Origin of the sequence: Flavobacterium piscinae, from assembly GCF_004122145.1 — a bacterium.
Lineage (GTDB): Bacteria > Bacteroidota > Bacteroidia > Flavobacteriales > Flavobacteriaceae > Flavobacterium > Flavobacterium piscinae.
The window spans coordinates 193,815-208,928 of the sequence record NZ_SBKQ01000001.1 but is presented as its reverse complement, the minus strand read 5'-3'; the positions used below and the strand labels follow the sequence as shown (position 1 = coordinate 208,928).

The window sequence follows — 15,114 nt, the reverse complement described above, 5'->3', positions numbered from 1 at the left end:
ACTTATTTAGCTAATCTTTATTTAATTTTTTTTCTAGTTCTTCAATTTTTAGTTGTAGTTTTTCAATCATTTCTTGTTGTTCTTGCACCGCTTTTACCAGAGGCACCACAAATTCCGCATAGCGAAGTCCATAAAAATCTTCTTCATTCTTTGGCTTATCAACTCCTGAAAAAGTAAATCCGGCTTCTTTGGCGGCTTGTTCCACCTCTTGAGCAATAAAACCCGTTTGAATTTCTTGTTTTTTATCGTTTTCTGTTTCGGGTTTTCGTACTTCTGAAGGAGTTTTTAAATACGAATGAATGACATCTAAATCCAATTGATATGTAACCGGTTTAAGTTTAGTAATAAATGAAAGTCCTGGTACATTTTGTTGCACATTAGTCTTGAATCGACCGTCAGACACATTGGTCCAATTGGCGAATCCTCCGATGGAAGTTACCCCGGCATCGCCAATGCGAACTTGGTTATCAGCTGTTATTCCCGATGCATCACCTATGGCAGTTGAGTTGATGTGGTTTGTAGTGCTGAATGCATTTGTACCTATAGCCGTATTATAATTGCCTGTTGTAATGTTTAATCCACTATTGCTCCCTAATGAAGTGTTTCTAAAACCTGTAGTAGCAGAATTCATAGCTCTGTAACCTATCCCGGTGTTGTTAGAAGTCGTTGTATTGTATAATGCCTCTGACCCTAATGCAGTATTTTGACTACCAGTTTGATTCAGATACAATGAGCGATATCCTAGACTGTTGTTGTTGTTGCCTGAAGTGTTTGTATATTGAGATTCAACTCCAATTGCTGTATTTGGTGTTCCTGTTGTATTTAATTGAAGTGTATTGCTACCGATTGCTATATTTAAATTAGCCGTATTACTAGCTAAAGTTCTATCACCGATTGCAATATTTCTATCACCGTAATCATTGTTAGTTAAAGCTTGATACCCCAATCCTATATTATGAAAACCGTTAATATTAGTCTCAAGTACCTCGCTTCCAAGAGCAATGTTACTATAACCCATTACTGTATTGACTAGATTTAAGTGACCTATAGCAATGTTGTCACCTGCCATATTAACATTTTGTAAGTTTTGATTTCCGATAGCTATAGTGTTTGATGCGGAGTTATGATTTATCATATTTGAAGTCCCAATTGCAACATTATTAGATCCTGCCATACCCGGTGCTCCAAACATTGAGTTGTCTCCAATGGCTACATTTCCTGAGCCGGTTGTTCCATTGTAGAGAGCCCTATAACCAATAGCTATATTTCGATTCCCATTGCTGTTTCTGTACATTGCTTCAAATCCCATTGCAGTATTATCACTACCATGTATATTAAAACGCATAGCTTGATTACCTAATGCGGTATTGTCTTGTCCAGTTAAATTAGTGTATAAAGTCTCAACGCCTAAGGCTACATTATTACTCCCAATTGAATTATTATATAAACTTGAATCCCCAATTGCTGTATTGAAATTGCCTGTTAAACTATTATACATACTGTCAGAACCAATTGCAGTATTTTTATTTCCCGTAGTATTTAACCATAATGATTGTGAACCAATAGCAATATTATTATTACCTAATGTATTACGCAATAACGCTTGAATACCTATTGCAACATTATCATTCCCTGATATATTTCTCTCTAATGCGTTATTGCCAATTGCAACATTAGAACCACCATTAGTATTTTCATACAAACTATAGTAACCGATTCCTAAGTTACTTCCTCCTGTTAAATTGCTGAATAAAGTTTCTGAACCAATAGCAATATTATAACCTCCTATTGTATTATTATATAGAGCTCTATAACCCAAAGCATTGTTGTATACTCCAATTGTATTGTTAAACAAAGCATCAACACCAATAGCAGTATTTGGTGTTCCGGAAGTATTGTTTCTTAATGCTCTTGTCCCGATTGCAGTATTATTATTTGCCACAGTATTTGAATAAAGTGCTTCATTACCTATAGAAACATTAAAACTACCTACCGTATTTTCATGGTTAGCTCTCACGCCTAAAGCAACGTTATCAGAACCCGTTGTATTTCTCCACAAGCTATTTGTTCCCGCTGCTAAATTTCTATTCCCGGTTGTTGTGGAATGTAATGTTTCTCTGCCCAATGCTGTATTTTCAAAACCTATTGTGTTAGCATACAAAGCTCTGTAACCTAAACCCACATTTGAAGCTCCTGTAGTATTATTATACAGAGCAACAGACCCTACAGCAGTGTTAGCACTAGTATTATTATTAAACAAAGCCAAGTGACCCAATGCTACATTATTAAAGCCGATTATATTATTCGTTAAAGTGTTTTGACCCACTGCTACATTGTTGCTTCCTGAATTATTAAGATGTATAGAAGACAAACCAATCCCAACGTTTCCGGTTCCAGTTGTATTGCTTAATAAGGCATTAGCCCCCACTGCCACATTACTTGATGCTGTATTATTCCTAAGTGCAGATGTACCAATAGCAATATTATTTGATCCTGAATTATTGAGCAGTAATGCTTCACTTCCCAAAGCAGTATTAAAAGACCCTGTTTGGTTACCACTCAAAGTTCTATGACCAATCCCGGTGTTATTTGAACCTGTTGCATTATTGTACATACTAGTCCAACCCATTGACGTATTAGCATTTCCGGTGGAATTGGAATAAAGAGCTGCTGCTCCTATTGCAGTATTTTCATTACCAGAAGTATTTGTTCGCAAACTATTGATCCCACTTGCAGTATTGCCAATACCGATTGTATTAAAACGCATCGCATTTTCACCAACTCCGGTATTGGCATAACCGGTTGTGTTGGCATTAAGAGCATTTAATCCAATCGCTACATTCGAATAACCAACAGTATTTGAACGCAAAGCAGCATCGCCCACAGCAACATTAGAATAACCTGAAGTATTTAAGAACATTGCACCTGTACCTACTGCTGTATTATACGACCCTGTAGTATTAGCATTTAAAGAAAAAGATCCTATTGCCACATTATTTTGACCAGTTGCATTAACCAACAACGATTGATTACCAAAAGAAGTATTTGACGAAGAAATCTTCCCCGAAAATTGATTATTTCTCTTAAAAACCACATCATTATTATCAATAGTCCCAATAAAATTTACAGCAGGGTTTGTTCCTGTATTACCAGTCAATTTCCAGTCGTCTTTGCTTCCATTACCAATGGGCAACCAAGAAGTTGTTGAATTATCCCAATAATAAAATCCCGGTTCGTTACTACCAAATGATGTTGTTAAATAAACCATCATCCCTTGCTGTGTAGACGTAGGATTCGTTAACGGAAATGCGTCAATTTTAGGAATTAATAACCCATCTGTGTTGGCGGGAGAAGATTGATTACTGGATCGAATATCCAATTGTGCTTGAGGCGAAGTGGTATTGACACCTACTTGTGAAAAAGTTGAAAAACAACACAAATGGAAAAAGAGTATACAGACATACTTTTTCATACTATTGCTAATTATAGTTGGAATTGAAAACAAAGTTGATTGAAAAAAGTAGTTGAAAAAAGCACAAAAGGACAAACGACATTTTTACTGTACCAACAACCTAATTTGAGTAAATATTTTTATATTTGAGTAAATATTCTCCTTATTATGAAGGTGTTTAGCTGTATCATTGTGGATGATGACGAGATGGATCGACTCGTGGTGCAATCGTATGCCAAAAGATTTTTAAATTTAAACGTTATTGGAGTTTTTGAATCCGCTGAAAAAGCTCTTCTTTTTTTAAATCAAAACGAAGTTGATATCGCTTTTTTAGATATTGAAATGCCTGGTGAATCTGGAATAGAACTTCGTAAAAAAGCACTTTCCATTCCGGTATGTGTCTTTATTTCTTCGCATGCAGAAAGTGCAGCTGAAACCTTTGAAATTCAAACCTTAGATTTTATTGTAAAACCCTTTAAATTCGCTCGATTCGAACAAACAATTCAACGAATTGAAGAGTTTATGAACATTAAAACTAAAGCTGATTTATATGAACAAACCATTGGTGGAGATGCAATTTATGTAAAGTCAGGAACCGAAAAAGTCAAAATTCGATTGCATGAAATCTTGTACTTTGAAGCGTTAAAAAATTATACAGTTATAGTGACAGAATCAGAACGACATTATGTTTTGAAAGGATTAAGTGAGTTCTTATCCGATGATTTATTTCGTTCATTTATTCGAATTCACAGAAGTTTTGCCGTTCAAAAACAACACATAGAAAAAATAATTTCAAATGAAATTCATTTAATAAATGATAAAACAATTCCAATAGGCAGAAGTTATAAAAAGAATCTTTCAAATCTTCTTTGACAATGAAAAAATGTCATGTATTATATCTTTTTTTATTGTATTATCAACTTGTTTTTTGTCAAGATAACAATAATTTAGTTATTTCAGAAAATGAATACAAAACAATAACTGAAAAAATAGATAATGACATTTCGCTAAGTAATGATACCATTTATAGATACATTCTTAAACTTTCTGACTTCTCAAACCAAAAAAATAACCCCGAAAAAGAATCAGAAATCAATTTTTACTTAGCCAAATTACATCTTTGGGTATTAAATATTGAACTGGCAAAAAAACATAACGATATTGCATTTGAATTAAACAAAAACAAAAATAATCTTGCAAAAATTCAATTCTTGTATTCCAAGATATTTATGCGAAAATCAGACTTTGTCAAATCTTACAAATATGCGATTCAAGCAATTGAATCAGCTAAAAAAGCGGAAGATTATGTGTTAATACAAAATATTTACAGCTCTTTAGCAATGAATTATTATTTGCAAGATAAATTTCAAAAAGCAATTCAATCTGCTGAAAATTCGTTAGCATATCAAAAAAAGAAAAAGAACTTAAAAGAAGAAGCCTATGCATACGGTGTTTTAGGCATCAATTATTGGGAGCTTTACAAAAAAGAAGACAACCCTTTAGACTTTAAAAAATCTGACAGTCTACTTTCAAAGTCTTTTTTTCTTTTTAGAAAAGAAAATGATTTATATGGTCAAGCTTGGGCATTGAGTTTTTGGTCTATTATATTTGAACGAAGTGACTTAATCAAGTGTTTAAATATGAAGCTTGATGCGGAAAAAAAATGGAAAGAATGTAAAATTGATAATTATGCCACTACGACAAATTTGGGAAATATTGGTTTGATGTATGCTAAAATTGCCGACCAAGACAGTTTAATCAAAAAAACTAATGTAATTCCAAAAACAAGAGAAGAAGTTTTGCGAAAAGCAGAAGAATATTATCTAAAATGCCTTGATAAAACATTGAAATATAACAATAAATACAACATTCAATTAACCACAAAACGATTGGCTTTTGTTTTAGCTAAAAAAGGAGAATTTGAAAAGGCTTATTATAACTTAAAACATTCTTTTGAATTAAGTGACTCTTTATTTTCTCAAGAAAATAAAAATAAAATAGCTTCATTAGAATCTGCACGAGAAATTGCTTTAAAAAATAAAGAAATTAAATTCAATCAATTAAAAGCTGCTGCCGAAAAAAAGCAAAAATATTTTTTGCTTTTCGGACTAACCTTAATATTGGCTATGACTGTTTTACTTTTGTATGAAAACCAAAAAAGAAAAAAAGTAAACCAAAAATTGATGTTTTTAAACAATGAACTCGACCAAGCCAACAAAGCGAAAGCACGATTTTTCAGCATCTTAAATCATGACCTGCGAGGGCCGGTGGCCAATTTGATTTTCTTTTTACAACTCCAAAAAGAAAGTCCTGAAATGCTGGATGAAGAAAGTATCAAACGCATGCAAGATAAAACCATGCATGGTGCAGAGAATTTACTCCATTCTATGGAAGACATTTTGCAATGGAGCAAAAGTCAGATGGAAAATTTTAAACCTCAACCTTCCCAAGTTTCAGTTAATTCGTTGTTTGAAGACACTCAGAAACACTTCTTAAGTACTGAACAGATTCGAATTGAATTTGAAAATCCAAATAATTTGAAGTTATTTACGGATGAAAATTACCTTAAAACCATTCTTCGGAACTTAACCGGCAATGCCATAAAAGCATTGGAAGGAATAGAAAATCCCACAATAAAATGGAAAGCTTGGCAGTCGAACAACCAAACTTTTTTGTCCGTTACAGACAATGGGAAAGGGGCTAGTCAAGACCAATTCAAGGCTCTTTATGACGAAAAAGAAGTCGTTGGAATTAAATCGGGATTGGGTTTGCATTTAATTCGTGATTTAGCCAAAGCAATTGATTGTGAGATTTCAGTAGATTCAAAAATTGGAATGGGGACGACTTTTATATTGAAATTGTAGTTTATTTTTTTTAAAGATTGACTATGATAAAGTAGTTAAAAAACTAGTTACTTAATTTTTCTTCTAACTTTTTCAATCTTTCTTCTAACGATTGTATTCTGGTGTTTTGGTTTTCAATGATTGCTTGTTGTTCTTGTATTGCTTTGACAGCAAATACAGCGAAAGAAGCATAATCTATTCCCAGCACCTCTGATTCCGTTTCTTTGGATACAGATTCCGGAAATAAATTTGCTACTTCCTGGGCCAAAAAGCCAACAGAACGTTTTTCATTTGATGAATTATGTAGATAGTAATAAGAAACTGGATTCAATTTCAACATTCTCTGTAAAACGGAAGCAATTGGTTCAATATCTCTTTTCAATGTAGCATCAGAAAGTTGATTCCAACTTCCATTCGTTGCACTTACAAAAGCCATAGGCGTATAAGTAGCTCCACTATCGTTTGAATAATTAAAACGAACTAAATTACTACTGTTATAGATTCGCCAATGAAAAGCACCATTCCCCAAATTAATCCCACCACTTCCTTGATTGGTTCCGGAGCCACTTGATTGGCGAATATCTAAATCGGATAAAGGGGACGGATTATTGATCCCCACTCGTGTTCTAGTTATTGCTGTATTACCTCCCAAAGCAATGCTATTATTTGTGCTAACTTCTGCTCCACTTCCAATTGCAACGGCATATTGTAAATCATCATTACCTGCAGAAGAAGTTGCTGAATAACCAAGAAAAGTATTATTGCTTCCATTATTATTATTAAAACCTGTACGACTTCCCAAGTAAACATTATTATTGCCACTGAAATTAAATGCATTATACGCCGATTGAAAACCAACACAGGTATTGTCTGTTCCATTCCCAAATCTATTTGAATTGGTACCAATTGCAACACTTGCACTAGCATTAGTAATATTTCTCATAGCAGATGAACCAATTCCTATGTTACTGTTACCATTCACTGAGTCTTCCAATGCAAAACTTCCAATAGCAATATTTGCAGAACCAGTAGTATTTGAATTTAATGAATTATTACCAATTCCTATATTGCTTACACCACTTCCCAAAGAAATCGGTTGATTATTTAACAAAGAAGCCGTTCCAATTGCTATATTATTCGTTTCATAATTAGCTCCTCCATTACTATAACTCTGCAACCTTAAAGCATTTATTCCAATTGCAATATTACCAGAAGCAGTTGTATTACTATAAATTGCACCTACACCAATACCAATATTTTGACTACCTGTAGTATTGGAAGCTAAAGCAACATCCCCGATACCAACATTTTGTATCCCTGTTGTATTTGAAAGAATTGACTGAAAGCCTACCGCTGTATTTCCGGCACCAGTTGTATTTTGTCTTAAGGTTTCATATCCAACGGCTACATTTCTATTTCCATTTGTTAGAGAAGTTGGCTGATTATTGTATAAAGAACGAGTTCCAACTGCAACATTAGCCGGGTTATAAGCTATACCTCCATTATCAAAACTTTGTAACCTCAATGCATCAAAGCCAATTCCAATATTATTTGTACCGGTTGTATTACCGTACAATGCCCCAACACCTATTCCAATATTTCTTGTGCCTATTGTGTTTGATGCTAAAGCAACATCACCAATACCTATATTTTGAAAACCGGTAGTATTTGACAACAAATTTTGAAAACCAATGGCAGTATTACTAGATCCAGTTGTGTTTGCTCTCAATGCCTGAAATCCAACCCCCACATTTCGATTTGCGTTTGTTACTGTAGTTGGATTATTTGAAAACAATGCTTCAAAACCAATCGCGGTATTATTGCTATCGTAGGGAGTTCCTCCATTGGTAAAAGTTTGATTGGACAAAGCTCTAAAACCAATAGCTGTATTATTTCTTGCTGTTCCAAAATTAAACATGGCTCCTCTACCAATTGCTGTGTTTCTTTCACTAATTGAACCTAATTCAAGTGCTCCAACACCAATTGCAGTATTTTCATTTCCGCCAATTGAATTTCGTAAAGCTCTATAGCCAACGGCTACATTAAAAAAGCTGCCGGTATCATTCTCCATGGATTCTTTTCCAATCGCTACATTTTCATTCCCTGTGGTTGAGAAATAGGCTGCTCGGTATCCTAATGCTACATTACCGGTTCCTGTAGTATTTGCATATAAAGAGCTTCTTCCCATTGCTGTATTTTCATTTCCACTAGTGTTATTAAAAAGAGCTCTGTAACCAAAAGCTGAATTATTTGTACCAGTACTGTTTAATAAGGTTTGAAAACCAAGAGAATTATTGCCTAGAGTTGTACTTGTTTCTAATCTTCCGGATAAAACATTATTCATGCGAAAACTAATAGGGTTATTATCTGTTGTCCCAATAAAATTTATTGTAGAATCGGTTCCTGAATTTCCAGTTGTTTTCCATGCATTTTTATTATTATTGCCTATTGGAATCCAGCTAGTTGATAGATTATCCCAATAATAAAATCCTATTTCGTTAGTTCCTACGGCAGTGGTTAAATAGACCATCATTCCTTGTTGAGCCGCACTAGGATTAATAGCAGGAAATACATCTACTTTTGGAATAATTAATCCATCAGTATTGGTTGGAGTTGCCTGATTAGAGGATTGGATTTCTAATTGAGCATTGGGAGTTATGGTATTGATTCCAACTTGTGCTGAATGAATTTGAAAGATAAATAAAAATACGATACTAAAGTAAAAAGTTTTCATGATCATTTAATTTATTCAGTTGCTGTTTGAATTAATTAACTTCGATTTAATTTCTATAATTACTTTTTCAAGTTCATCAATTCTTTTTTTTTGTTGTTCATTCTCATTTTCTAATTTTAATATTCTATCACTAACTTCCTTTAAAGCATTTGTATATGCAATTAAAATTGGATGCAAATCAAAATTGTAATATCCATCGGGATCAACATCGACAGCTTCAGGAAAAACCTCTTTTACTTCTTGAGCAAGATAACCATAAGCTTCTTTTTGAAGAACTTCTGGTTCGAAGGTTCTTTTTTCGGTATTGATATAGTTATAACTGATGGGTTTTAGTTTGAGAATATCGCTCAAACCTTTTTTGTAAGGCCCGTTGACTGTTTTTAATCGAGCATCGGAAGGGATAATCCAAGTGTTTGATGTTGGCTTTCTACCTTCGTTGAGCGATAGTTCAAATTGTCCTCCTGGTACAGTGGTTCCTATACCGACATCGCCTAAAGAAGTTATTCGCATTCTTTCTATATTAAAAGTTCTGAATGCTAATGATTGCACATTTGTAGTTCCTATAAAGTTTGTTGTGACATTAGTGTTGCCATTACCCGTTAAACCCCATGCATTAGTAGATGCATTTTGCCAAGTTGCTGTTCCATTAGCGTCGCTGGTTAAAACCTTTCCAACTGCCTGATTACCATCGACCATTCTAATATTTCCCACAACGTGAAGCTTGTCTTGAGGTGTTGAAGAACCAATGCCGGTATTCCCATTTTTTAAAACAACCATTGCATCACTGCGTTCTGAAGTATCTACTAAATTGTTAAAATTTGTATCAATTGCGTTTCCTATTACAAATAATCTATCGTTAACACTTGATAAGTTAAAACCTAATGCAGAAGGTATATAATTAGTAGCACCTATACCAATAACAGTTTCTCCGTAGGATGGAGCTGTATTACTTGTTCCTAAAGCTGTAGAGTTAGGTCCAGATGCTGTTGTTCTAAAACCAAATGCTGTTGATGCTTGCGAAGACGCTAAAGACCCTATACCAAATGCTGTTGAATATAATCCAGATGCTTCAGAATTAAACCCAAAAGTTAATGAGCCTTCACCTGAAGCCATGGTACTACTACCTAAAGCAGTTGCATAATTTGCAGAAGCTGTATTGTTTGCTCCTATTGCAGTTGCACTCTGCCCGGAAGCATTACTACTCCAACCCATTGCAATGCTTCTAGTACCAGAAGCAATCCCTGAACCTACTGCAAAAGAATCATCTCCAGAAGCGGTTGTCCAATATCCTAAGGCAACCGAATTTAATCCTGATGAAACTGTGTTCGATCCAAAAGCAAATGAGCGGACATTCGAAGCTGTAGCATGCGATCCCGCAAATGAATAGTCACCAGAAGAAGTTGCTCCACTACCAAAGGCAAAAGAAAATAATCCTGAAGCAATAGTTGACAAACCACAAGCAAATGAATTTCCACCAGATGCTCTAGTTGAAGTTCCAAAAGCTGTAGAGCCAAATCCAATATTTGCATCATCCCAACTTGTATCTGTAACTTGTCCTGCTCTAAAAGCTGCTTTTCTTGGATACCAAAGCATTCTTACACCCAATCCAGTTGGAGCTAATGTTCCAGAATTAACAGTTCCAGTTGAAAGGATTCCATCTATTCCATTAATTAATAAAGGTCCTGTATCTGCTGTAATGGTTCTACCGTTTCCTGCACCACCAAAATCGTAAGCTTGGTCTAAGGTTCCACTAGAAATTGAGGAAGGATTTGTCCAAGTTGCCGTTCCATTTGCATTTGAGGTTAAAACTCGCCCAACTGCTTGATTACCATCTACCATTCTGATGCTACCTACTACGTGTAACCTATCTTGTGGTGTAGTTGTCCCAATACCAACATTAACCGATGCTGTTGCTGAGTTAACTCCATTTATACTTCCTAAAACCATAGCATTATCTTGTTCGGCAATGGCATTGGTTCCTATAGCTGTTGCATTGGTTATACTTAAATTTGCTGAGCCGTTTGTTTGAGAATTGGCTCCAATAGTTATGTTATTTGTACCGTTGTTTGCTTTGTTTTGTGAAAAAACTCCAATAGCAATATTAGCACTACCAGTTTGATTTTGGAATAATGAAGATGTACCAAGTCCGATGTTATTATTCCCGGTTGTATTATTAGTTAATGACGTCATTCCAAAAGCATGGTTTTGATATCCTGAAATATTGTTTACCAGAGAGTTTGTACCTACACCAACATTATTAATTCCATCAAGATTATCAAAAAGAGAATTCCTTCCTATACCGATATTATCATTTCCTGATGTGTTTGTATTTAAACTTTGATAACCTAATGCCACGTTACCATTACCTGTAGTATTATTTTCTAGTGCAGATCTTCCAAGTGCAGAATTTTGTACACCAGTTGTAGAAAGTGGTAAAGAAAAATAACCAAAAGAAGTGTTTACATTGCCAATTCTACCTGAATGAATAGCATTTCTTCTAAAATTAACATCTTGAGTATCGTTTGTCCCAATAAAATTTATTGTAGAATCGGTTCCTGAGTTTCCTGTTGTTTTCCATGAGTTTTTACTATTATTAGCAATTGGAATCCAAGTTGTTGATGGATTATCCCAATAATAAAATCCTATTTCATTAGGACCAACAGCTGTAGTTAAATAGACCATCATTCCTTGTTGCGCCGCAGTAGGATTAACAGCCGGAAAAGCATCTACTTTTGGAATAATTAAACCATCGGTATTTGCAGGCGTTGCTTGGTTAGAAGACTTTATTTCTAATTGCGCATTTGGAGTGGTAGTATTGATCCCTACTTGTGAATATGTTTTAAAAAATAGAAACGCTATTATTAAAAGGAATATTTTTTTCATTTTAATACACTTAAAATCAAATTTTCATAAATATTAGTTAGTAAATCAATAGATAATATATTTTCGACCAAATAAATAGACAAAAAAATTCTTATTTTTGAGTTATAATACTTTTAAGATGAAAAAAATTGGTGTAATTATAGTTGAAGATGACGAGCTTGACAGACTATTAATTACCTCATTTGTTAAGAGAATTGATGCTTTTGAAATTATAGACATTTATGAAAATGCAGAGCAAGTTTTGGAGCGTAATAATTTTGATGATGTTGATTGTATGTTTCTTGATATTGACTTACCGGGAATAAGTGGTTTAGCATTAAGAGAAAAATTAAAAAGTATCTCGATTTGTGTTTTTATCACTTCCCATCCTGACTATGCAGTAGATAGTTTTGAAGCGGAGGCTTTGGATTTTCTCGTAAAACCTATTCATTTTAATAGATTTGAAAAAACTTATGAACGCATAAATGACTATCTTGAGTTGAGTAACAAAGCAGAGTTGTACGATAATTTTTTAGGTAATGATGTGATATTTATAAAAGTTGGTAACAAAGAGATTAAAATAAAACTTCATGAAGTTTTGTATTTGGAAGGTCTAAAAGATTATACTCAAATTGTATTGAAAGAAAAAAAATACTGTGTGCTATCCAATATTGGAAAGATATTACAAAATGAAAAGTTTAAAACTTTTATTAGAATTCATAGAAGTTATGCGGTTCAAAAAAGTATGATTTCAAGCTTTGATGGAAATGAATTGGAATTAAATGAGAACATTAAACTCCCAATAGGAAGAAACTTTAGAAAAAATATTGATTTGTAATGCGGTTACTAATTTTATTGTTTGTTTTTAATTTTTCATTCTCTCAAAGTAGCGAATATGATACTATTTTAAATAAAATTGAGAACCAATTTATCTCAAGTAAAGATTCGTTACCAAATTATTTATATCAATTAAAAAGCATAAAAAATTATCATTCTAAAAAGGAAAAAGAACTTGTTTTACTTTATGCCGAATGCTTTATTTCTTTATCTGAGACCAATTACACAAAAGCCTTAAAACAAATTTCTAATCTAGAACAAAAAATAAATTCTTCCCTATCTAAAACTCTTGAAGGCAAAATTTATTATTTACATTACTTAATTCTTGAACGAGTAACCAATTATACCGAAGCAACCAAATATTTAAAAAAGACGGAGAAAATTGCATTAGAAATTAATGATTTAAAACTTTTGCAGAATTGTTATCGCTCTCATACCATGATTTATTTGGATCAAAAAAATTATGATTTAGCATTACAATATGCTTTGAAATCTAACGCTATTTCAATAAAAATTAACGACCAAAATCTATACTCCAATTCACTTTCTTTATTAGGAGAGGTTTACAGAGAAAAAGGAAATTACAAAAAAGCTGAAGAATATTTTTCTCAAGCTTATGATATTCAAAAAAAGATAAATTCTAAAATAAATCTAGCTTGGACATTAACTAATTGGTCGCTTTTATACGATGTTGATTTGATTAAATCTCTTAGAATGGAGTTGGAAGCTCAAGAAATTTGGGACGAATATGATGCAGAAAACACCATGTCAATCGTTAATTTAGGAAACATAGCGTGGTGTTATAAAACAATTGCTGAAAATGATTCACTAAAAAATATTTTATCACCAAAAATAAGCAAACAAGATATGTATCAAATTGCTGAAAATTACTATGATAAGGCAATTCAATTAGCAAAAAAGAAAAAAAACAAAAATAGTTATTATTATAACCTTATTGAAAAATCGTATCTCCAATATGAATTAGGAAACTATAAAGAAGGTTATGATAATTTAGATTTAGGATACTCCATTAAAGATTCATTATTTTCTCAAACGCAAAAAAATAAAATTGCACAATATGAATCTCAAAAAGTAATTGATGCTAAAAACAGAGAGATTGAATTAAAAAACATCAATATTGAGAATCAAAAAAAACAAAAATTGTATTTAACAACTATTGTTTTATTAGCACTTTTGGTTTTAGTTATTTTATACAAAAATTATAAAAAATTAAAATTTTTAAATCATCAATTAGAGTTGTCTAATCAAATAAAGGTTCGCTTTTTTAGCATCATTAATCATGATTTGAGAAGTCCGGTTGCAAACCTTATTCATTTTTTAACTATTCAAAAAGAAACTCCTGAACTCCTTGATGAAGAAAGTAAAAAAAGATTGGAAGCCAAATCAATCGTCAGTGCTGAAAATCTTTTGAATTCTATGGAAGACATTCTTTTATGGAGCAAAAGTCAAATGGAACATTTTGCGCCAGAATACAAAAAAAATTCGATTAAATTAATATTTGGTGATGTTCAAAAGCACTTTTCAAGCCATGAAAATATAACAATAGATTTTGAAAACAATAATGACATATTCATTTTTACCGACGAAAACTATTTAAAAACTATAATCAGAAATTTAACAGGTAACGCTATCAATGCATTACAAAAAATTGAAAATCCAACAATTACATGGAAAGCTTGGCAAGAAAACGGAAAATTCTATTTATCAATTTCTGACAATGGAAAGGGTGCCGATTCAGAACAATTTAAAGCATTGTATGATGATAAAGAAGTGGTTGGAATAAAATCCGGTTTAGGATTACACTTGATTCGAGATTTAGCTAAAGCTATTCATTGCAAAATTACTGTTGATTCAAAATTAGGAGAAGGAACAACATTTACATTAAAGTTATAACTTTTCACTCAGAAAAAAGGTCTGATTTTCATCAGACCTTTTAATTTATTTTGTACAAAATTATAATAATGCATCAATTGCATCTGTATAATTTTTCTTTGGAGCAACTCCCACTTGTCTTCCTACCACTTCTCCATTTTGGAAAACTAATACCGTTGGAATATTTCTCACACCGTATTTTGCAGCAAATTCTTGGTTGGCATCTACGTCTACTTTTCCAACTACTGCTTTTCCTTCGTATTCTGCTGCGATTTCATCGATAACCGGCCCAACCATTCTACATGGTCCACACCACGCTGCCCAAAAATCTACTACTACCGGTTTGTCTGATTTTAAAACTACTTCATCAAAAGTAGCGTCTGTAATTGCTAATGCCATTTTATATTTTTTTAATGATTATTATTTGTTTATTTAACACTGCAAATTTAAAAATTTAAAACTTAATGAAGTGTTAATTGAAAATTAGTTTTGAT

General features: G+C 32.9%; 8 protein-coding genes. 4 read left to right on the top strand and 4 right to left on the bottom strand.

The features are described from left to right. Window positions 1-10: 10 nt before the first annotated feature. Window positions 11-3,472, bottom strand: coding sequence for a tail fiber domain-containing protein (locus tag EQG68_RS00810; protein WP_129462892.1), 3,462 nt, complete (start codon window positions 3,470-3,472; stop codon window positions 11-13). A 147-nt stretch (window positions 3,473-3,619) separates the two neighbouring features. Here EQG68_RS00810 and EQG68_RS00805 point away from each other — a divergent pair, with 147 nt between their 5' ends. Beyond that, a complete protein-coding gene (locus EQG68_RS00805) occupies window positions 3,620-4,324 on the top strand; it encodes a LytR/AlgR family response regulator transcription factor (protein WP_246011586.1) in 705 nt (234 codons plus the stop codon). Window positions 4,325-4,326: 2 nt separating this feature from the next. Further along, entirely contained in the window at window positions 4,327-6,315 is a 1,989-nt protein-coding gene (locus tag EQG68_RS00800) for a sensor histidine kinase (protein ID WP_129462890.1), read from the top strand. A 43-nt stretch (window positions 6,316-6,358) separates the two neighbouring features. On the opposite strand, the gene EQG68_RS00795 is transcribed toward EQG68_RS00800, so the two are convergent. Both EQG68_RS00795 and EQG68_RS00790 read right to left on the bottom strand, forming a co-directional pair. Then, window positions 6,359-9,028 carry a tail fiber domain-containing protein gene (locus EQG68_RS00795; RefSeq protein ID WP_164975356.1) on the bottom strand — a complete coding sequence of 890 codons (2,670 nt, stop codon included), beginning with the start codon at window positions 9,026-9,028 and terminating at the stop codon, window positions 6,359-6,361. 15 nt (window positions 9,029-9,043) lie between these two features. Further along, on the bottom strand, window positions 9,044-11,911 hold the full coding sequence (locus EQG68_RS00790) for a tail fiber domain-containing protein (protein ID WP_129462888.1): 2,868 nt from the start codon (window positions 11,909-11,911) through the stop codon (window positions 9,044-9,046). A 118-nt stretch (window positions 11,912-12,029) separates the two neighbouring features. On the opposite strand from EQG68_RS00790, the gene EQG68_RS00785 reads away from it, so the two are divergent. Together EQG68_RS00785 and EQG68_RS00780 are read left to right on the top strand one after the other, a co-directional pair. After that, window positions 12,030-12,728, top strand: a complete 699-nt coding sequence (locus EQG68_RS00785) for a LytR/AlgR family response regulator transcription factor (RefSeq protein WP_129462887.1) — start codon at window positions 12,030-12,032, stop codon at window positions 12,726-12,728. After that, a complete protein-coding gene (locus EQG68_RS00780) occupies window positions 12,728-14,641 on the top strand; it encodes a tetratricopeptide repeat-containing sensor histidine kinase (RefSeq protein ID WP_129462886.1) in 1,914 nt (637 codons plus the stop codon). Before EQG68_RS00785 ends, EQG68_RS00780 begins: the two co-directional genes overlap by 1 nt. Window positions 14,642-14,701: 60 nt before the next feature. On the opposite strand, the gene trxA is transcribed toward EQG68_RS00780, so the two are convergent. Then, on the bottom strand, window positions 14,702-15,019 hold the full coding sequence (trxA, locus tag EQG68_RS00775) for a thioredoxin (RefSeq protein WP_129462885.1): 318 nt from the start codon (window positions 15,017-15,019) through the stop codon (window positions 14,702-14,704). Between the last annotated feature and the right edge of the window lie 95 nt (window positions 15,020-15,114).